Source organism: Micromonospora sp. NBC_00860, from assembly GCF_045207375.1.
Lineage (GTDB): Bacteria > Actinomycetota > Actinomycetes > Mycobacteriales > Micromonosporaceae > Micromonospora > Micromonospora vinacea.
Window position 1 is genome coordinate 3,501,815 of the sequence record NZ_CP108825.1, and the last position, 19,972, is coordinate 3,521,786.

Annotated in this window: 18 protein-coding genes and 1 pseudogene; 11 read left to right on the forward strand and 8 right to left on the reverse strand. The window is 70.2% G+C overall.

Going from position 1 to position 19,972, the window contains the following annotated elements:
* The first annotated feature begins 108 nt into the window (after window positions 1–108).
* The 5 genes from OH804_RS16020 to OH804_RS16040 all read left to right on the forward strand — a co-directional run bounded on the left by OH804_RS16020 (window position 109) and on the right by OH804_RS16040 (window position 4,226).
* Window positions 109–900, forward strand: coding sequence for an alpha/beta hydrolase (locus OH804_RS16020; protein ID WP_406066138.1), 792 nt, complete (start codon window positions 109–111; stop codon window positions 898–900).
* The gene (locus OH804_RS16025; RefSeq protein ID WP_406066140.1) at window positions 897–1,832 is read left to right on the forward strand and encodes an alpha/beta fold hydrolase; all 936 of its coding nucleotides are present in this window, start codon (window positions 897–899) and stop codon (window positions 1,830–1,832) included. Before OH804_RS16020 ends, OH804_RS16025 begins: the two co-directional genes overlap by 4 nt.
* Before the next feature lie 6 nt (window positions 1,833–1,838).
* Complete coding sequence (locus tag OH804_RS16030) at window positions 1,839–2,615, forward strand: oxidoreductase (RefSeq protein ID WP_406066142.1); 777 nt, start codon at window positions 1,839–1,841, stop codon at window positions 2,613–2,615.
* A gap of 29 nt (window positions 2,616–2,644) precedes the next feature.
* Complete coding sequence (locus OH804_RS16035; RefSeq protein ID WP_406066144.1) at window positions 2,645–4,024, forward strand: FAD-binding oxidoreductase; 1,380 nt, start codon at window positions 2,645–2,647, stop codon at window positions 4,022–4,024.
* A gap of 73 nt (window positions 4,025–4,097) precedes the next feature.
* A complete protein-coding gene (locus OH804_RS16040; RefSeq protein WP_406066146.1) occupies window positions 4,098–4,226 on the forward strand; it encodes a hypothetical protein in 129 nt (42 codons plus the stop codon).
* Here the strand turns inward: OH804_RS16040 and OH804_RS16045 are convergent.
* A pseudogene (locus OH804_RS16045) lies at window positions 4,214–4,454 on the reverse strand (DNA-3-methyladenine glycosylase); the annotation flags it as partial. The gene OH804_RS16040 and the pseudogene OH804_RS16045 sit on opposite strands and share 13 nt — an antisense overlap.
* 129 nt (window positions 4,455–4,583) lie before the next feature.
* On the opposite strand from OH804_RS16045, the gene OH804_RS16050 reads away from it, so the two are divergent.
* Window positions 4,584–5,039 carry a hypothetical protein gene (locus tag OH804_RS16050; protein ID WP_406066148.1) on the forward strand — a complete coding sequence of 152 codons (456 nt, stop codon included), beginning with the start codon at window positions 4,584–4,586 and terminating at the stop codon, window positions 5,037–5,039.
* 91 nt (window positions 5,040–5,130) lie between these two features.
* A complete protein-coding gene (locus tag OH804_RS16055; protein WP_406066150.1) occupies window positions 5,131–5,556 on the forward strand; it encodes a DNA-binding protein in 426 nt (141 codons plus the stop codon).
* A 24-nt stretch (window positions 5,557–5,580) separates the two neighbouring features.
* Here OH804_RS16055 and OH804_RS16060 read toward each other — a convergent pair whose 3' ends face one another.
* A complete protein-coding gene (locus OH804_RS16060) occupies window positions 5,581–8,589 on the reverse strand; it encodes an AAA family ATPase (RefSeq protein WP_406066152.1) in 3,009 nt (1,002 codons plus the stop codon).
* A gap of 266 nt (window positions 8,590–8,855) precedes the next feature.
* Here OH804_RS16060 and OH804_RS16065 point away from each other — a divergent pair, with 266 nt between their 5' ends.
* The 4 genes from OH804_RS16065 to OH804_RS16080 all read left to right on the forward strand — a co-directional run bounded on the left by OH804_RS16065 (window position 8,856) and on the right by OH804_RS16080 (window position 13,555).
* A complete protein-coding gene (locus OH804_RS16065) occupies window positions 8,856–10,184 on the forward strand; it encodes an MDR family MFS transporter (RefSeq protein ID WP_406066154.1) in 1,329 nt (442 codons plus the stop codon).
* A 67-nt stretch (window positions 10,185–10,251) separates the two neighbouring features.
* Window positions 10,252–11,769: a GMC family oxidoreductase gene (locus OH804_RS16070; protein ID WP_406066156.1), complete on the forward strand. Its 1,518-nt coding sequence runs from the start codon at window positions 10,252–10,254 to the stop codon at window positions 11,767–11,769.
* 308 nt (window positions 11,770–12,077) lie between these two features.
* A complete protein-coding gene (locus tag OH804_RS16075; protein ID WP_406066158.1) occupies window positions 12,078–12,935 on the forward strand; it encodes a hypothetical protein in 858 nt (285 codons plus the stop codon).
* Between the two features lie 266 nt (window positions 12,936–13,201).
* Window positions 13,202–13,555: an MmcQ/YjbR family DNA-binding protein gene (locus OH804_RS16080; RefSeq protein ID WP_196922352.1), complete on the forward strand. Its 354-nt coding sequence runs from the start codon at window positions 13,202–13,204 to the stop codon at window positions 13,553–13,555.
* A 43-nt stretch (window positions 13,556–13,598) separates the two neighbouring features.
* Here the strand turns inward: OH804_RS16080 and argH are convergent, their stop codons facing one another.
* From argH to argB, 6 genes are read right to left on the reverse strand one after another with little or no spacing between them, the layout of a single operon-like run.
* Window positions 13,599–15,062 (reverse strand): argininosuccinate lyase, encoded by a 1,464-nt coding sequence (gene argH / locus OH804_RS16085; protein WP_196924888.1) that lies wholly within the window; start codon window positions 15,060–15,062, stop codon window positions 13,599–13,601.
* 14 nt (window positions 15,063–15,076) lie between these two features.
* The gene (locus tag OH804_RS16090; protein WP_406066160.1) at window positions 15,077–16,282 is read right to left on the reverse strand and encodes an argininosuccinate synthase; all 1,206 of its coding nucleotides are present in this window, start codon (window positions 16,280–16,282) and stop codon (window positions 15,077–15,079) included.
* Window positions 16,279–16,794, reverse strand: coding sequence for an arginine repressor (locus tag OH804_RS16095; protein WP_196922350.1), 516 nt, complete (start codon window positions 16,792–16,794; stop codon window positions 16,279–16,281). Before OH804_RS16095 ends, OH804_RS16090 begins: the two co-directional genes overlap by 4 nt.
* Window positions 16,791–17,759, reverse strand: coding sequence for an ornithine carbamoyltransferase (gene argF, locus OH804_RS16100; RefSeq protein ID WP_196922349.1), 969 nt, complete (start codon window positions 17,757–17,759; stop codon window positions 16,791–16,793). Before argF ends, OH804_RS16095 begins: the two co-directional genes overlap by 4 nt.
* A complete protein-coding gene (locus tag OH804_RS16105) occupies window positions 17,756–19,033 on the reverse strand; it encodes an acetylornithine transaminase (protein WP_406066163.1) in 1,278 nt (425 codons plus the stop codon). The genes argF and OH804_RS16105 overlap by 4 nt, the downstream gene beginning before the upstream one ends.
* Entirely contained in the window at window positions 19,030–19,935 is a 906-nt protein-coding gene (argB, locus tag OH804_RS16110) for an acetylglutamate kinase (protein WP_196922347.1), read from the reverse strand. Before argB ends, OH804_RS16105 begins: the two co-directional genes overlap by 4 nt.
* Between the last annotated feature and the right edge of the window lie 37 nt (window positions 19,936–19,972).

Genomic DNA, 19,972 nt, shown 5'->3' on the forward strand with positions numbered 1-19,972 from the left:
TGACGATACGCCGGAGCTGATCAATTAAGTAATGACCTAGAGCACGGTCGGAGGGCCGTAGATGAATGACAGATGCCACGCCGGCGGCCTCGGCGGAACACTTCGGGCATGACTTCTCCCGTTGTCTTCATCCACGGCCTGTGGCTACACGCGTCGTCGTGGCAGCCCTGGATCGACCTGTTCTCCGAGCGCGGCTACCGGGCGACCGCACCGGGCTGGCCCGGCGACGCCGCGACCGTCGAGCAGACCCGCGCCAACCCGGACGCCCTGGCCGGGCACGGCATCGACGACGTCGTCGAGCACTACTCCCGGATCATCGAGGGCTTCGACACCAAGCCGATCCTGATCGGGCACTCCTTCGGCGGCATGATTGCCCAGAAGCTGCTCGGCCTCGACCTCGGTGCCGCCGCGGTGGCCGTCGACGCCGCCCAGATCAAGGGCGTGCTGCCGCTGCCGCTGTCGACCCTGCGCTCCGGTTTCCCGGTGCTGGGCAACCCCGCCAACAACAGCCGGGCCGTCTCGCTGACCCCCGAGCAGTTCCGGTACGCGTTCGGTAACGCGATCAGCGAACAGGAGTCGCGCGAGCTGTACGACCGGTGGTCGATCCCGGCCCCCGGCAAGCCGCTGTTCGAGGCGGCCGCGGCCAACTTCAACCCGCACTCGCCGGCCAAGGTCGACACCGGCAACGAGTCGCGGGGCCCGCTGCTGTTGATGGCCGGCGGCAAGGACCACACCGTTCCCGAGACCGTGGTGCGGGCGACCCTCAAGCAGTACCGCCACTCGCGCGCCGTCACCGACATCGTCGACTTCCCGGACAAAGCCCACTCGCTGACCATCGACAGCGGCTGGCGTGAGGTTGCCGAGACCGCGCTGACCTGGCTGAAGGGGCAGGGCCTGTGAAGAAGATCGCGGCGCTGCTCGTGGCCGTACTGGCGCTCGCGATTCCGTCGGCGGCCGCCGGACACGACCGAGGCTTGGCAGACAGTCGTCTGCCAGCCGGGTTCACCGAGCGCAAGGTCCACGGCATCAACTACGTCAAGGGTGGCCACGGCCCGGTGCTGGTGCTGCTGCACGGCTACCCCGAGACCTGGTACGAGTGGAACGCGATCCTGCCCGCGCTCTCCGCCCACTACACGGTGGTCGCGCCCGACCTGCCCGGCGCCGGCAAGAGCGACGCCCCGGCCACCGGCTACGACAAGAAGACGATGGCCGCCTCGATCCACGGGCTGCTCGTCGCGCTCGGGCTCAACAAGGACATCCGCCTGGTCGGGCACGACATCGGCACGATGGTGGCCTACGCGTACGCCGCCGCTCACCGGGCCGAGGTCAAGAAACTGGTGCTGAGCGAGGCGCCGATCCCCGACAAGGGCCTCTACTCGTTCCCGGCGCTGTCGGCCGAGGGCCCCGGCCCCTGGCAATTCGGGTTCTTCACTCTCACCAATGGCCTGCCCGAGCAGTCGGTACACGGCCGCGAGGAGCAGTGGGTGCAGGGCTTCACCGACCACCTCGAGGTGGTCAAGGACGGCGTCGGCCCCGACGACGTACGTGTCTTCGGGCACTACCTGAAGGACCCCGCGCACCTCAAGGCGAGCTTCGAGTGGTTCCGGGCGTTCCCGGCCGACATCGCCGACAACGAGGTCAACCAGCAGCACAAGCTGACGATGCCGGTGCTCGCGATCGCCGCCGACCACAGCCTCAAGGACACCCTCGAGAAGCAGGTCCCGAACTACGCCACCAACGTCGAGTCGGTGATCATCGCGAACTCGGGTCACTGGATCTACGAGGAACACCCGGCCGAGATGACCCAGCGCCTGCTCACCTTCCTGCGATAGGTTCCCATGGATCTCTCTCTTTCGGGCAAGAAAGTCCTGGTCACGGGGGCGAGCAAAGGCATCGGGCTGGCGATCGTGCGGGCCTTCGCGGCCGAGGGCGCGACCGTCGTCGCCGGTTCCCGCACCACGACGCCGGAGCTGGCCGCCCTTCCGGTGCACCCGGTCAACGCCGACCTGAGCACCCCCGACGGTCCGGCCGCGCTGGTCGAAGCGGCAGTGCCGATCCTGGGTGGCCGCCTCGACGTACTGGTCAACAACGTCGGCGGTGTGCATCCGCGTACCGGGGGTTTCCTCTCGATCACCGATGACGAGTGGATGCAAACCCTCAACATCAACTTCATTTCCGCCGTACGGGTGACCCGCGCCGCCCTTCCGTACCTGCTCGACCAGGGCGGGGCAATCGTCACCGTCAGCTCGGTCAATGCGTCGCTGCCGGATCCCCTCGTCATCGACTACAGCGCGAGCAAGTCGGCCCTGTCCAACTTCTCCAAGGCGCTGTCCAAAGAAGTAGGGCCCCGAGGCGTACGCGTCAACGCGATCAGCCCCGGCCCGGTCGAGACCGACCTGTGGCTGGGCGCCGGCGGCGTCGCCGAGACCGTCGGCGACGCGGCCAACCTGACCCCCGAGGACGTCGCCAAGGGAGCGGTCATCGGCACCGCCACCGGCCGTTTCACCCGACCCGACGAGGTCGCCGACCTGGTGCTGCTGCTGGCGAGCAGCCGGGCCGGCAACGTCACCGGCACCGACGTCCTCATCGACGGCGGCCTCACCCAGTCACTCTGATCTCCGCTTTTAACCGAAAGGCACTACCAGTGATCGACAACCTGCGGGCAACCGTCACCGGTCCCGTACTCCTGCCCGGTGACCCCGGCTACACGGAGGAACTGCACACCTACAACCTGACGGTCGTGCACACGCCGTCGGTCGTCGTCGGCGCCACGAGTGCCGCCGACGTCCAGGCCGCCGTGCGCTACGCCGCAGCAACCGAGCTGCCCGTCGCGGCGCTGGGCGCCGGGCACGGCAGCTCGGTGTCCTCAGACGGCTCGGTGCTCATCACCACCCGGCGGCTGACCGGCCTGACCATCGACGAGAATGCCCGGACCGCCCGGGTCGAGGCGGGTGTCCGCTGGGCCGACTTCATCGAGCAGGCCGGCAAATTCGGGCTCGCCGGCCTCAACGGATCGTCGCCGACGGTCACCGTGGTGTCGTACACCCTGGGGGGTGGTCTTGGCCCGTTCGGCCGGAAGCATGGCTATGCGGCCGACCACGTGACCGCCCTCGAGGTCGTCACTGCCGACGGCGAGCTGCGACGCGTCACGGCCGACACCGAGCCTGACCTGTTCTGGGCGCTGCGCGGCGGTAAGGGCAACTTCGGCGTGGTGGTCGCGATCGAGTTCGACGTCTTTCCCATCCGCACGTTCTATGGGGGTGGCATCTTCTTCCCCGGCGAACTGGCGCCGCAGGTGCTGCACATGTTCCGTGAGTGGACCGCCGACCTGCCGGAGGAGATGTCGGGCTCGGTCGGACTCCTGCACCTGCCGCCGCTGCCATTCGTGCCGGAGCCGCTGCGCGACCGGCTCGTCGCCCACCTGCGGATCACCTACCTCGGCGACATGGCCGAGGGCGAACGGCTGATCGCGCCGTTCCGGGCCCTCGGCGAGCCGATCATCGACGCGGTCGGCGAGCTGCCCTACACGGCGATCGCGTCCGTCCACGGTGACCCAATCGACCCGCTTCCGCTGTACGAGCACGGCGCCCTGCTGCACTCGCTGCCGGCTGAGGCGGTCGACGAATTCCTGCGCCTGGCCGGTCCGGAGGCCGTGTCGCCACTGGTGCTGGCCGAGATCCGACACATGGGCGGTGCGCTGTCGCGGCCGCCGACGGTACCGAACGCGGTCGGAAACCGCGACGACGCGCTGTTCAACGTGTTCCTGGTGGCCGCGGGTGGCCCGCCCGACGCGGCGGCTCTGCACGGCTATGAGCAGCAGTTGATCGACGCTCTTTCGCCGTGGTCGACCGGGCGCCGTTACCTCAACTTCCTGTTCGGTGGCAGCGATGCCACCGTCGAGAGCGCGGCGCTGGCCTGGACTCCCGCGGACTATCCGCGGCTGCGGGAGATCAAGCGGCGCTACGACCCGGCCAACCTGTTCCGGATCAACCACAACATCCCGCCCGCTGTCCTTTCCGACTGAGCTCTCCCTTCCGGCTGAGCTATCCCTTTCCGATTGACGGGAGATGTCAGTCATGCCGTCCTAGCGTCGCGGCATGGCTGACAACTTCGATCTTGTCTTCGGCAACTGGACCTTGAAGCAGTGGCGCCTGCGCGAGGTCCTCGCCGGCGGCGACGAATGGTACGGATTCTTCGGTACAACCCAAGCCCTCGTGGTGGCGTAACCGCTGCGCACGATCTGGCGCGGCGATTCTGGATCGCCGACGATCTTGGACGTACGTCTTAACCTCACTTGCATGCCGGAGGTGAAGTAGACGTAGGCGTACCCGGCGGGGCCGAACATCACGGCGTTGCGCGGGGGTGCGGCCCCGATGGGCGTGCGAGGCGGGATCGCCGCCACTTCCCGCGTACGCCTCGACCTCGGTGATCCGGACGGTGACCCCGCCGCCGGATCAGGCCGGCACCCGGAAGCCCTCCGGTGTTCATCCGTTCGTCGTCCACCCGCGGAAACCCGATCCGCGACCGGCGGGTGTAACGAGTGTCGTCGCAGGGCGCGACGGCGCATCCGGAGAGGAACCACCATGAACGTACGCAGAATCCGTCGACCTCTCGTCGCCATCGTCCTGGCCGCGGCAGGCGCCACGCTTGCTCTCGCCCCGTCGGCCAGTGCCAACGCCCCGCTGCGGGCGGGTGCCGCGGTCGACGGCGCCCCGCTGACCGCGGTCGTGCTCAGCGGCACCGGCAAGATCGACGCCAGCGGCGCGGCGGTCTTCGTCCCGGTCACCCTGACCTGCTCGCAGCGCACCTCGGTCGACCTGACCGTCAAGGTCGCCCAGGCGATCGGGGACACGATGCGGACCGGCACGACCATTCGGAAGGTGGTCTGCGACGCGACCACGCAGAGGGTCCGGATCGCCGTGACCGCGACGGAGCGCCCGTTCGCCCCGGGCGTGGCGTTCGGCGTGGTGACCGGCAACTCCTGCGACGCGTTGTGCAACTCCCTCACCGACGAGCACCGCTTCGAGCTGTCCCTCTGAGCCATGGCGGGGCGGGGCGGTACTCCAAGACCGCGCCGCCCCGCTTCAACATCTTGTTGACAATGCATCGTTGATGGGGTGTGCTCGGGGTATGACGACCGAGAACCTCTTCACCGCGCCGGACCCGGGCCGGGCCCGTGCCCACCGCACCCACGAGGCGCTACAGCGGATCAGCGAGCGGCACGCCGGCACCGACACCCGGCGGGGCCGTTGGGCCCACCCGTACGTGCTCGACCCGTGGGAGGCCGTCGCCCTGGTCACCGCACTCGCCGCCGGCGGGGCCGAACGCGAACCCGCGGAGGAGCCGATCGACGCCGCCGACCTGACCGCCGCGCTGACCCTGCTGCCACACGTCCGCGCCGAGCTGGACGCCCTGGAGGCCGGCCTGCTGACGCTGGCCCGCGACCGGGGGCTCACCTGGCAGGCCATCGCGTACGGGCTGGGTCTGGGCAGCGCGCAGGCGGCCCGGCAGCGCTACGAACGGGTCGCCGCCCGCTCGTCCGAGCAGAACAGCTGACCGCCATCCCCACCCCGGCCCGCCTCACTCCACGCCGGCCAGACCTGCTCGATGCGCGATCGCCGCAGCCTCGGTCCGGCTGGACGCGCCGAGTTTGGCGAGAATGCTGGAGACGTGAGTGCTCGTGGTCTTCTGCGTGATGAAGAGTTCTTCGGCGATCCGGCGGTTGCTGTACCCCTGCGCGACCAGCCGCAGCACCTCGGTCTCACGTGGGGTGAGCCCCAAGGAGACGGCGGCGTCGTGCTCCGCGTCCTGCTCGTCCACCGGCCGGCTGTCTGCCACGAACGCCGCCGCGATCCCGGCCCGGGCGGCGAGGACCTCGATGTCGGCAAGGAGCAGTTGAGCGCCGAGCCCGGTGGCGATCCGGTGTGCAGCGGTGAGCCGATCGGCCGCGGCGTCGCGCCGGTGTGCGGCGAGCAGGGCGCGCCCCTCGCCGAAGAGTGCGCCCGCCAGCTCGTAGGGACGCTCCAGCGGCTCGAACGCGGCGACGGCGGCGGCCCAACGCCCCGGGTCGTCGCCTCCCTCCGCCCGCGACAACTGGGCCTGCAGGACACGTGCGAACGCGTGCGAGATGGGAAACACGATCTCCAGGTGTTCGGCGGCCTCGCGTACGGCGGCGAGCACCTCGGCAGAGCCTGTACCGGCCGACAATGCGTCCGCCTCGATCGCGGCGGCGGCGCAGAGCGCCGGCAGCACATCGCTCACCGGCCCGTTGGCCAGCGCCGCGGCGATACGTAGGAACTCGGCTCGAGCGCCGGCGATGTCGCCCTGACGGGTCGCGGTCTCCACGATGTACTGGACCAACGGGATGAGGAACTGCGGCTGGAGATCCTCGGTACCGAAGAGTTCGCGGGCGAGTGTCAACTGGTCAGCGGCCTCGGTCGTATGTCCCCGTAGCAACTGGCCGTAGGCGCGGCGCCCCACGATGGCGGCCCGTGGCTTGTCCGACTGGGCGACCGCCGCGGCCTCGTCGAGCGCCGTCTCCGACTCCGGCCACCGGCCCAGCGAGAACAGCGAGACCGACCGGTTGCAGTGCACCCACGCCTCGGCATCGGCCAGGCTGAGCGAGCGACACATCTTTATGCCGTGATCGGCCGTCCGGATCGCCTCCTCGGAGCGGCCCATCCCCTCCAGAATCGAGGGAAGGTTCTGGTTCACCCGCCCGATGAGGTCGACCACGCCCAGCTTCTCGGCACGATCTCGTACCTCGTACAGGTCGGCAAGGCTGGTGCCGTCGATATCGGTCGCGGCGTCGAGCCAGCAGAGAGTGATGCGAGTTCGTAGCTCCAGGTCCTCGGCGCCGCAGCCGGCGGCGTACGTCACGGCGAGGTCGGCCGCGGCACGGCTCTGCGGTCCGGGTCGGTGCCGCGCCCCCCAGGTCGCTATATGCCCCAGGATGTCGGCATGCAGCATCGACGGGGGCAGTTCGGCAACCAACTCCTGCGCAGTTTGCAGCTCCCGCCACCCATCCCCGCGGTTCAACGCCTGGACCAGTTGGGAACAGCGCATCCAGAACCAGGCCGCACGGACCGGATCTGGCTCGTGTTCGCTCGCGAGGAGTTCCAGCGCGGTACGCGCCAGGTGTAGCGACCGGTCGAGATTCCCGCTGTGCCACCCGGCCGTGGTGGCGGCGGCGAGCAGGTCAAGAAGGCCCGGCCCCACCTCGCCCGCCCCGTGCCCGCGGCGCGGGTACCGCTCCGGCAGACCCAGGGCGGGCAGGGTGCCGCGTACCTCATCCGGAACCCGGTCCCACAGCTCGAGCGCGCGTTCCAGCAGGCTCAGCCGCTCGGCGTACGCGTATCGGGTCCACGCCTCGTCGGCGCCGCGGACACACATGTACAGCGCTTTGGCGTCATCGTGGGCGGCATACCAGTGCTGGGCGAGGCGGCCGGTCAGCTCATCGGGCCGGACGAGCGAGGGCGCGGCTTCCAGCGCCTCGCCGTACCGTCGGTTGATCAGGGCTCGCTCGCCGGGCAGCAGGCTGTCGCTGACGGCCTCGCGTACCAGCGAGTGGCGAAACCGATAGTCCGATCCGTTCGGTTCGGGGACGAGGATCTGGGCGAGTACGGCCGCCCGCAATCCCTCGATCAACTCGTCCTCGGGTAGACCCGTCACGGCCTTCAACAGCGGATACCCGATCGCTGCGCCACTCTCCGCGGCAATCCTGGCGATCCGCTGGCTGGTGTCCGGCAACGCCTCGAGCCGCGCCAGCAACACCTCCCGAAGGTTGTGCAGCTCTTCCCCCGGGTGTTCCACGTAGGCGCGGGCGAGCTCCTCGACAAAGAACGCGTTGCCGTCGGAGCGGGCGAAGATGTCGTTGAGCACGACCGGGTCGGGCAGCGCCCCGAAGAGACCACCGAGTTGCTTGGTCACCTCGACTCGACTGAACCGGGTCAGCTCGACGCGGCGTACCGACCGGAGCCGGTCCAACTCCGCCAGGAGCGGGCGCAGCGGGTGCCGGCGGTGGACCTCGTCGGACCGGTAGGTTCCGATGAGCAGGAGACGTCCGGTGCGCCTGCTGCGGCACAGGTATCCCAGCAGGTTGCGCGTGGAAGCGTCGGCCCAGTGCAGATCCTCGATCACCAGCGCCACCAGGCGGCTCGACGCCAGGCGTTCCAGGACCCGCGTGGTGAGTTCGAGGAGCCGTCCGACGTCTTCGCTTCGATGTTCCACCGACGCCCCGGCGTCCAGATCCGGCAGGATTCCGGCGAGCAGCGCCTCCTGACCCGCGCTCGCCTCCTGAACCTCGTCGGGTAGCCGCTGCCACAGGACGTGCAGCGCCGCAGTGAACGGCGCGAACGGGAACGCGTCGCCGCCGACCTCGATGCAACGACCGACCGCCACGACGGCCCGCTTGTCGTCGAGCGTACGAAGCAGCTCGTCGACAAGCCGCGTCTTGCCGACGCCCGCCTCGCCCCGCACGAGCAGCGCTTGGGGGGTGCCGCGGGCGGCCGCCTCGGCGGCCTGGCGCAGCTCGGCCAGTTCGGCTTCCCGCCCCACGAAGGCAGGGGTGACGGTAACGGCGAATCCCACAAGACCAACAATTGCATAAACCACAGAGTGTCTGTTTCGGCAAGTGCCCCGAATCTCCCATCCGGCTCGCGGAAACACCCTCGCGAACCGCTGCGGGCCACGTTCTAGGAACTTCGTCCGAGCTGTGGCGGCTACTGCCCGCGAGTCAGGTCCCGGGGCAAGTCAAAGGCCGGAAATTCTCCCGATGCCGCACCCTTTGCCGGCTGTGATCATCGATAGCGCCCCTTCCCGACCCCTGACTCCTGAGTCTTGGAGAAAACCCGCCCATGAGGATGTTTCGCTCGCTCTACCGCAGCATGACCGGGTTTCCCGGCGGATTTTGGGTGCTGTGGAGCGCCACCCTGGTGAACCGGATGGCCACCTTCGTCTATCCGTTCCTCGGGATCTACCTGACGACCGAACTCGGGTATTCGGCCACCACCGCCGGGCTCGTGCTGGCAACCTTCGGCATCGGGTCCGTCGCCGGATCCTTGATCGGCGGTGAGCTGAGCGACCGAATCGGCCGACGCCCGACGATGGCCGGCGCCCAATTCCTCGCCGCCGTGTCGACCGCGATCATGGGCTTCACCCCGAACGGGGCGACTATCGCTGTTCTGGTGTTCTTCATGGGGCTCGGTGTGAGCGCGTCACGGCCTGCGGTACAGGCAATGATCGTGGATATTGTCCCGCAGAAGGACCGCGTCCGTGCCTTCTCGGTCAACTACTGGGCCGTCAACATCGGTTTCGGGTTCTCGGCGGTCGTTGCCGGTTATCTCGTACACGAGGGTTATCTCTGGATCTTCCTCGGCGACGCCGTCACGACCTTGATCTGCGCCGTGGTCATGTGGGTCCGGCTGCCGGAGACCCGGCCCGAGCGTGCCGACACCGCCTCCTCGGGCACGCAGGTGCCAAGTTCTCGGCAGGTGTTCCGAGACTCCCGGTTCATGACGTTCTGTCTGCTCGCCCTCGGCGTGTGGCTGATGATGTTCCAGGGGTGGAGCATCCTTCCGGTCGACATGGCCGGACGCGGGATCAGCACCCAGGCGTACGGGTTGATCATCGCCTTGAACGGCATTGTCATCGTCCTGCTGCAGATCCCCGTCACCGCCCTGGTGAAGGGGCGCAAACTCGGCCTGGCTCTGGTGCTGACGTTCAGCGCGGTCCTGCTCGGTGCGGGATTCGGCCTGACCGGCCTCGCTGGCACCTCGTTGATCTTCTCTGCGCTGTGCGTGGTGATCTGGACCCTGGGCGAGATCCTGTACGCCCCCGCGTCGTCGGCCGCCGTGGGTGACCTGGCGCCCACGCAGGCCCGAGGCCGCTACCAGGGCGTCTACAGCCTGAGCGCCTCCGTGGCGTCGGTCCTGGCGCCCCTTCTGGGCGGACTGGTGCTGGACCACTGGGGCGGACACGTCCTCTGGTCCCTCTGCGCCGCCGTCGGTGCGGTCGCCGCGGCCGGCTTCTGGATCCTGTTCCGCCGGTCCGCCCGGAGCGCTGACCGCTCGGGAGGGGACGTCGAGGACACATCCGCGGGCCCCCGGGGCCCGGTGTCGAACCCGGCGGGCCGGCTACCCGCCCGCGCGGTTTCCGCCCAGGGCATCACTGCCGGCATCCGCTAGCCGAGCGCGCCGACCCGACCGGCACCACAGACAACCCGACACCATTGCACCTGAAAGAGGATTCATCATGCCTGGTTATGACTACATCGTGGTCGGCGGTGGCTCGGCCGGATCGGTGATCGCGGCGCGGCTGTCCGTACGCCTCTCCGTGCGGGTACTGCTCCTGGAGGCCGGGAGCAGGGAATTGCCGGCCCTGAGCGCCGTACCGGCGGCGTGGCCCGCCCTCATGAACTCGCCCGCCAACTGGGGTGACGTTTCGGTGCCCCACGCGCAGACCGGCGCGACGATCCTGCAGCCACGGGGCCGCGGGCTCGGCGGCTCCTCCGCCATCAACGGCATGATCTTCCTCCGCGCCCACCGGTCGAGCTACGACGCCTGGTCGGCGGCGGGCGCGGACGGCTGGGGCTACGACGACCTGCTGCCGTACTTCCAGCGCACCGAGCGGACGCGGGACAGGAACGCGGCCATCCGCGGCCAGGAGGGCCCGATGCAGGTAGCTCCTGCGGCTTCCGTGCACCCGCTGATGGAGGCGGCAGGAGAAGCAGCCGTGGAGGCGGGACACCCGCGTGCCGTCGACTTCTCCAACGGACTGGAGGACGGAGTGGGCCTGTTCGACCTCAACATCGTCGACGGCGTACGCCAGACCGCCGCCGACGCCTATCTCCGGCCGATCCTGCACCGGCCGAACCTCCACGTGGTGACGGACGCACTGGTCCACCGGCTTGTCTTCGACGGTAACCGGTGCGTCGGCGTCGACTACACCGTCGCGGGCGCGACGAAATCGGCGCAGTGCTCCGGTGAGGTGGTGTTGACGGCGGGCACGATCGGCTCAGCACAGCTCCTGATGCTCTCCGGGATCGGCCCCAAGGAGCATCTGCGCGAGGTCGGCGTCGACGTGCTGGTGGACGCGCCCGAGGTCGGCGCGAACTACCACGACCACCCCACCACCACCGTCACCTACACCTCCTCGCGAGAGGTTCCCGGCAGCGCCGGAAACCACGCCGAGGTTGGTGTACGCCTACGCAGCGACCCCGCCCTGGCCGTGCCCGACGTGCAGCTCATCCTCAGCGAGGCGCCGCTGTCGCCGTTGGCTCCGCAGGTCGAATACGGCCGCGGATACTCCTTCCTCGTCTCGCTGATGAACCCACGCAGCCGCGGCACGATCCGCCTGTCAGGCCCCAACCCGGAGGCACCCCTGCTGCTCGACCCCAACTGCTACGCCGACCCCCGCGACCTCGACGCCATGATCGGGGGACTGCGCGCGGCCCGTCAGATCGGTGCGGCACCGGCGCTCGCTCCGTGGCGAGGGGAGGAGGTGGTCCCAGGACCGATCAACCATGACGCGACCCTGGGCCAATACATCCGGGAGAGCCTCGTCGTCTACTGGCACCCGGTCGGCTCCTGCCGGATGGGGTCGGACCCGACCTCTGTGGTCGACGAGGAGTTGCGGGTCAGAGGAGTCACCGGGTTGCGTATCGCCGACGCGTCCGTCATGCCCTCCATCCCGGCAGCCAACACGCACGCGACTGTGCTGGCCGTGGCCGAACGGGCGGCGGATCTCATCAGGGGCCTCACCCGTCCATGACCCGAGCCGTGGGCCGACCCTGGTCCCTACCGCCACGCCGCCCGCACACCGCGCCCGGTCTGGCGTCCGGCTCGCTGTCCCGATCCCGCTGGGACGCCGACCCGCTCCCCTGCCGCCACCCGGCGGATTCGATGAGCCCTCGTGCGAGTGAGTCCAACCCTTGACCGGAGCACCGCATGTCACCAGCTGACCTGACCAGGTTCGCCGCCCTAGCCGGAGCTGGATCTGGCGGCCGGAGACCACACCCGTGACGACATCGCGCTCGTGAGCCGTTCACCGACCCCGAGCGTCCTGACGATTGGTAGGACATGAGCACGAAAGCCGGCGAGACACCGCCGCAGCGGCCTGAGTGGCCCGCTCCGGACCTCAGCGGACTGCACGAGGTCACCGGATTTCCATTCCCCGTCCATGTCAGTCCGGGCGGGGCCGAGCGGGGTGTGCTCGTCGCGCAGCGCGCCCAACAGGTGGCTTCCTGGTTGTCCGAGACGGTCGGCGCCCCGCCGACACCGCCGCTCTTCGTGGTCGGTCCGCAGGACTGGGCGAAGGTCGCCATCTTCCCGATCTACGGCGTGGTGCACGTGGCCCGCGACCGAATGGTGATCAACCAGGAACCTGCTCCCATGTGGGACGCTTTTCTGGACAACGTCATCCCGGAGCTGCCGCAGCAGGTCAAGGGACAGTTGAATGCCCGCTTCGGCGACCCGATCGATCTCGCCCCGCTGAACGACCTGTTCGTGGCCCACGAGATGAGCCATCTCTCGCACGACTTCGCGGGCTGGCGAGACCCGGGCAACCTCTGGCTCCGGGAGTTGATCGCGAACGTCGGCATGGTCGGCTACCTCTCGGAAGCCGAGACGGAGATGCTGCCGATCCTCGACGCGGCGGCGGCCTGCTGGTCGGCACCGGTGCAGTGGCCGATACGCGCGCTTGCCCGCATCCGGGAGCCGGCAGACGGCCACGGGCTCAACGGCGTGGCCAACTACATCTGGTTCCAACTCGGACTGATCATTGTCGCCCGGCGGCTGTGGGACAGGCATGGGCCGGCAGCCTTCCAACGCCTGTGTGAGTTGTCCCGGGGCCCGGAGCTGACCCGACCGGACGTTCTCGCGATGCTCGACGAGATCGACCCTGAGGTCGGACAAGCGGTAAGGAATTGGCCCAACTGACGGATCGTCGCGGGTCGCCGCCCCTTCGTCCGAGCGGACCGCTTGACGACCCCGCTCGTACGTGCAAGATCGTGCTCAAACGTGGAAGTAGGGGCCTCAACCTCGGCCGAGGCCCCTAGATCCAGGATCGAGCACGATCTTGCCAGGCGAGGGCCAGCCGGGCCAGGCCGGGCCGCGCCGAGAGAGCGGGCCGATGCCCGGATCGGCACGCCGCGCCTAAGACTGCTGCCGGCCGGGCACACTGTGCGCACGACGAGGAGGCACCCATGGAGCGCGCGGAGATGTTGGCGTACTGCCTGGCCAAGCCGGGAGCGTGGCTGGACCAACCGTGGGAGGGCGACGAGGTGGTGAAGGTCGGCGGCCGGATCTTCGCGTTCCTCGGCAGCGCCGGGGGCAAACCGACGGTCGGCATCAAGTGCGGGCCGACCCGGGAGGTGGCCGACGAGTGGCTGCACCGGCACCCGGACGACGCCAGCGTGATGCCCTACATCGGCAGGTCCGGGTGGAACACGCTGCGCCTGGACGGCGGGATCGACGACGAGGAGCTGACCGAGGCGGTCGACTCGTCGTACGACATGGTGGTGGCCAAGCTCCCCAAGCGGGAGCGCCCGACGGCCTGAACCGCCGCGGCGCCGGCGGCCAGCGCCGACGCCACGGCACAGCTCAGCGCGGAACGACAGGCTCGGCGGCCCACTCCCGCCAGCTGGCCAGCCGGTCCGCAGCGGCGGCGAGCTGGTCGGCGACCGGGCCGGGGCCGGTGGAGCCGGGGGTGGTCCGGGCGGCGAGAGCCGAACGGACCGAGAGCACGTCCCGCACCGACGGGTCGAGGTGCCCGCTGATCGCGACCAGGTCCGCGTCGGAGACGTCGTTCAGCTCGCACTCCCGAGCGGCGCAGAGCGCCACCAACTGGCCGGTGATCTCGTGCGCGTCGCGGAACGGCACGTTGCGTCGGACCAGCCAGTCGGCGACCTCGGTGGCGAGGGAGAAGCCGACCGGGGCGGCGGCGACCAGGCGGTCCACCCGGACCGTCATCGTGGAGATCATTCCCGCCAGGGCCGGAAGCAGCAGCTCCAGGGTGTCGACAGCGTCGAAGGCCGGCTCCTTGTCCTCCTGCATGTCCCGGTCGTAGGTCATCGGCAGGCCCTTGAGCATGGTGAGCACTGTCATCAGGCCGCCGACCAGACGCCCGGACTTGCCCCGGGCCAGCTCGGCGATGTCCGCGTTCTTCTTCTGCGGCATGATCGACGAGCCGGTGGCGAACGAGTCGTCCAGCTCCACCCAGCCGAACTCGTGCGAGGTCCAGAGCACCACCTCCTCGCCGAGCCGGGACAGGTGCACCCCGATCAGGGCGGTGGTGAAGAGGAACTCGGCCACGAAGTCCCGGTCGGCGACGGCGTCCATCGAGTTGGCGAACGACGTACGGAAGCCCAGCTCCTTGGCCACCGCCACCGGGTCCAGCGGGAGCCCGGAACCGGCCAGGGCACCCGCGCCGAGCGGACTGATCGCCGCCCGGTGGTCCCAGTCGCGCAGCCGCTCCAGGTCACGCAGCAGCGGCTGCACGTGGGCCAGCAGCCAGTGCCCGAAGGTGACCGGCTGGGCGTGCTGAAGGTGGGTCATACCCGGCGCGGCGGTGTCGATGTGCCGCTCGGCCTGCTCGACCAGCGCCTCCGCCAGCTCCACCAGGCGGCTGGCCACGCCCCGGGCGTGGTCGCGCAGGTAGAGCCGCAGGTCGGTGGCGACCTGGTCGTTGCGGGACCGGCCGGCGCGCAGCTTGCCACCGAGGCTGCCGAGACGCTCCAGCAGACCGCGCTCCAGCGCGGTGTGCACGTCCTCGTCGTCGATGGTGGGGCGGAACGTTCCGGAGGCGCAGGCGGCCTCCAGGTCGTCCAGCGCCGCCAGCATCCGGCCCAACTCCTCCGGATCGAGCAGGCCGGCGCCGGCGAGGACCCGGGCGTGCGCCCGGGAACCCGCGATGTCGTACGGGGCCAGGCGCCAGTCGAACTGCACGCTCACCGACAGTCGGGCGAGCGCCTCGGCGGGGCCGCCCGCGAACCGGCCACCCCAGAGGCTCGTCCGGTTGGTAGCGGCGCTGTTCTCGGTCAGGCTCTTGTCGTCCACCCCGCCCATTGTGGTCCCCATGGTCAGTGGCCTCCCAGCCGGGCGTCCCGAGCGGCGGCCATCCGACTCGGCAACCCCCACAGCTGCACGAAGCCCTTCGCCAGGGACTGGTCGAAAGTGTCGCCGGTGTCGTAGGTGGCCATCCCGAAGTCGTAGAGGCTCGCCTCGGAGCGCCGGCCGGTCACCGTGGCCCGGCCGCCGTGCAGGATCATCCGTACCTCGCCGCTCACGTGCCGCTGCGCGTCGTCGATGAACGCGTCCAGCGACGCCTTCAGCGGCGAGAACCACAGCCCGTCGTAGACGAGTTCGCCCCAGCGCTGGTCGACGCCCCTCTTGAACCGGGCCAGGTCCCGCTCGACTGTCACCGCCTCCAACTCCTGGTGGGCGGTGATCAGCGCGATCGCGCCGGGCGCCTCGTACACCTCGCGGCTCTTGATGCCGACCAGGCGGTCCTCGACCATGTCGAGCCGGCCCACGCCCTGAGCGCCGGCGCGCCGGTTCAGCTCCAGGATCGCCTGGTACGGAGTGACCGTCTCACCGTCGATCGCCACCGGGACGCCGCCGTCGAAGGTGAGCACGATCTCGTCGGGATCGCGCTCCTGCGTCGGATCGGCGGTGTACGAGTAGAGGTCCTCGACGGGGGCGTTCCAGATGTCCTCCAGGAAGCCGGTCTCCACCGCGCGGCCCCACAGGTTCTGGTCGATCGAGTAGGGCGACCTGGCCGACACGTCGATCGGCAGCCCCTTCTCCTCGGCGAAGGCGATCGCCTTGTCGCGGGTCCAGGCGAAGTCCCGGGCCGGCGCGATGATCTTCAGGTCGGGGGCGAGCGCGTTCAGGCCCACCTCGAACCGGACCTGGTCGTTGCCCTTGCCGGTGCAGCCGTGCGACACGATCGTGCCGCCGTGCTTGCGCGCCGCGGCCACCAGGTGCTTGACGATCAGCGGCCGGGACAGCGCCGACACCAGGGGGTAGCGGTCCATGTAGAGGGCGTTGGCGCGGATGGCCGGCAGGCAGTAGTCGGCGGCGAACTCGTCGCGCGCGTCCACCACCTCGGACTCGGCGGCACCGCAGTCCAGGGCGCGCTGCCGGATGGCGTCGAGGTCCTCGCCGCCCTGCCCGACGTCGACAGAGACAGCGATCACCTCGGCGCCGGTCTGCTCGGACAGGTACGGAATGGCGACGGAGGTGTCCAACCCCCCGGAGTACGCGAGCACGACCCGTTCGGTCATGACGTGGTGTTCCCTTCAACGGTGTCGTCCCGGCGGGCCCAGCCGGCGAGTTTGTCCCCGAGGGCGGCCCCGCCGACGGCCTCCCGGGCCACGACGAGGATGGTGTCGTCACCGGCGATGGTGCCGACGATCTCGGGCAGGCCCGCCCGGTCCAACGCGCTGGCCAGGTACTGGGCTGCGCCCGGCGGTGTCCGCAGGACGGCGATGTTGCCACTGGAGTCGACCCCGTTGAGCAGTTCGCGCAGCAGCCGTACCAGCCGGGCCGGTGCGGCCTCGGCGTCGCGCAACGGTCGCTGCCCATCCTCGGGGATCAGGTAGACGGCCGGGCCGTCGCCGCCGCGCACCTTGACCGCGCCCAACTCCTCCAGGTCCCGCGAGAGGGTGGCCTGGGTGACTCCGACGCCGTCGGCGGCGAGCAGGTCGGCCAGCTCGGTCTGCGACCGGATCGCCCGGTCGCGGATCAGCTCCACGATCCGGGCGTGCCGGGCCGCGCGGGTCAGCGGTGCGGTCATCGCGGGCCCCCGGTGGCGGCGTCGCCGGTCGCGGCGCCCCCCGTCGCGGTTCCCAGCAGGAACGTCAGCAGCGCCTTCTGCGCGTGCAGCCGGTTCTCCGCCTGGTCGAAGACCGCGCTCTGCGGGCCGTCGAGCACCTCGTCGGTGATCTCCTCGCCGCGGTGTGCGGGCAGGCAGTGCAGCACTATCGCGTCCGGTGCCGCCTGCCCGAGCAGCTCCTTGTTGACCTGGTATGGCAGGAACGGGGTGATCCGGTCCAACCCGTCGGACTCCTGCCCCATCGACGTCCAGGTGTCGGTGGCCAGCACGTCGGCGTCGCGTACCGCCTGGGCCGGGTCGGTCAGCACCCGCACCGACCCGCCGGTCTCCGCCGCGATCTGGGCGGCCTGCTCCACCACTGCCGCGTCCGGCGCGAACCCGGCCGGGCCGGCGATCCGCACGTGCATCCCGGCGGTCGCCCCGGCCAGCAGGTACGACTGCGCCATGTTGTTCGCGCCGTCCCCCACGTACGCAAGGGTGCGGCCGGTCGTGCCGCCGCACCGCTCCCTGATGGTGAGCAGGTCGGCCAGCAGCTGGCACGGGTGGAAACCGTCGGTGAGCGCGTTGACCACGGGCACGGTGGCGCCCGCCGCCACCTCGGCGATCCGCTCGTCACCGTGGGTCCGCAGCACGATCGCCGCGACGTAGCGGGACAGCACCCGACCCGCGTCGGCGAGGGCCTCACCGCGACCGAAGTGGGTGACCTGCGTGTCCACCACGAGGGGGTGGCCGCCCAACTCGGCGATCCCGGCGTCGAACGAGATCCTGGTCCGCAGGCTCTGCTTGTCGAAGAGCACCGCCACCGAGCGGGGGCCGACCAACGGCCGGTGGCCGAACCGGTCCGCCTTCATCCGTGCCGCCAGGTCGAGGACCGCTGACTGTTCGGCGGGCGAGAGGTCGTCATCGCGAAGGAAGTGCCGGGTCATCGAGTCGTCCCCGTCGTGGTCGTGGGTGTCGGCGTCGAGATCTTGGAAGATTTCGACCCCTGGAGGGGCGCTTTCCCTCCAAGATCTGCGTCGGTTCCGGCGGCGGCAACGGCCGTCGCGTCCAGGGCGGCGGGTAGGGCCGCGAGGAAGGTGTCCGCCTGGGCGGCGGTGAGGATCAGCGGCGGCGCCAGCCGGATCGCACCCGGCTGCACCGGGTTGACCAGGAAGCCGGCCTCCCGCAGCGCCTCGGCCAGCACCGACGACACCGGCGCGGTGAGCGCCACGCCGAGCAGCAGACCGGCGCCGCGTACCTCGGCGATGAGCGGGTGGTCCAGCGCCTCGATGCCGCGACGCAGCCGCTCACCGACCCGCTTGACGTTGTCGAGAAGGCCCTCGTTGGCGATGGTCGCCACCACGGCGAGCGCCGCCGCGCAGCTGACCGGGTTGCCGCCGAACGTGGTGCCGTGCGAGCCGGGGGTGAGCAGGTCCGCGGCGGGGCCGAAGGCCAGCGTGGCGCCGATGGGCAGCCCGCCACCGAGCCCCTTGGCCAGGGTGACCACATCCGGCTCCACGCCCTCGGCCTGGTGGGCGAACCAGTGCCCGGTACGCCCGATGCCGGTCTGCACCTCGTCGAGGACCAGCAGCGCGCCGTGCCGGGCGGTGATCCGCCGGGCCGCGGCGAGGTAGCCGGCCGGCGGAACGAGCACGCCGTTCTCACCCTGGATGGGTTCCAGGATCACCATGGCGGTGGCGTCGGAGACTGCGGCTTCGAGGGCCGCGACATCGCCGTAGTCGACGTGGGTCACCTCGCCCGGCAGCGGCCGGAACGGATCGGCCTTCGCCGGTTGGCCGGTCAACGCGAGGGCACCCATGGTGCGGCCGTGGAAGCCGCCCCTGGTGGCCACCACGTGGGTACGGCCGGTGCGCCGGGACAGCTTGAACGCCGCCTCGTTGGCCTCCGCGCCCGAGTTGGCGAAGAACACCCGGCCCGGTCGGCCGGCGAGCGCCAACAGCAGCTCGGCGAGGGCCACCGGCGGCTCGGCCACATAGAGGTTGGAGACGTGGCCGAGGGTCGCGACCTGCTTCGACACCGCCGCCACCACCGCCGGGTGGGCGTGACCGAGGGCGTTGACCGCGATGCCACCCACCAGGTCGAGGTACTCCCGACCGGCGTCGTCGACCACCACCGCACCGGCGCCGGCGACCAACGCCATCGGCGGCGTGCCGTAGTTGTCCATCATGGACTGCTTCCACCGCTGCGCCAACGTGCTCATGTCTCGTCCGTCCCGTCTCCCGGCACCACCATCGTTCCGAACCCTTCCGAGGTGAACACCTCAAGCAACGTCGAGTGCGCCACCCGGCCGTCGACGACGTGCGCGGCGGGCACTCCCCCACGCACCGCCCGCAGGCAGGCCTCCATCTTCGGCACCATGCCCGACTCCAGGCTGGGCAGCAGCTTGGCCAGGTCGTCCGCGGCGATCTCGGAGACGAGGCTGGTGGTGTCCGGCCAGTCGGCGTACAGCCCGGCCACGTCGGTGAGCACCACCAGCTTGCGGGCCCGCAACGCGATGGCCAGCGCCGCGGCGGCGGTGTCCGCGTTGAGGTTGTGCAACACCCCGTCCGCGTCCGGCGCCACCGTGGAGATCACCGGGATCCGGCCGGCATCGATCAGGTCGGTCACCGCTGACACGTCGACCGACTCGACGTCCCCGACCTGGCCCACGTCGACCGGCACCCCGTCCACGTACGCCGGACGGCGCACCGCGGTGAACAGCCGGGCGTCCTCCCCGGAGAGACCGACGGCGTACGGACCGTGCGAGTTGATCAAACCCACCAGTTCCCGGCCCACCTGACCGACCAGCACCATCCGGACCACGTCCATCGCCTCGGCGCTGGTCACCCGCAGACCACCCCGGAACTCGCTGGCGATGCCGAGGCGACCCAGCATCGCGGAGATCTGCGGACCACCGCCGTGCACCACCACGGGCTTCAGGCCGGCGTAGCGCAGGAAGACCATGTCGGCCGCGAACGCCCGCTGCAACTCCGGATCGGTCATCGCGTTGCCGCCGTACTTCACCACGACCGTCGAGCCGGAGAAACGCGCCAACCAGGGCAGCGCCTCGATCAGCGTCTCCGCCTTGACCTGGGCGCGAGCCAGATCGCTGCTGAGACTCACCGCGCCGGCCTTTCGTTCGCGACTGCGGGACTCCGCT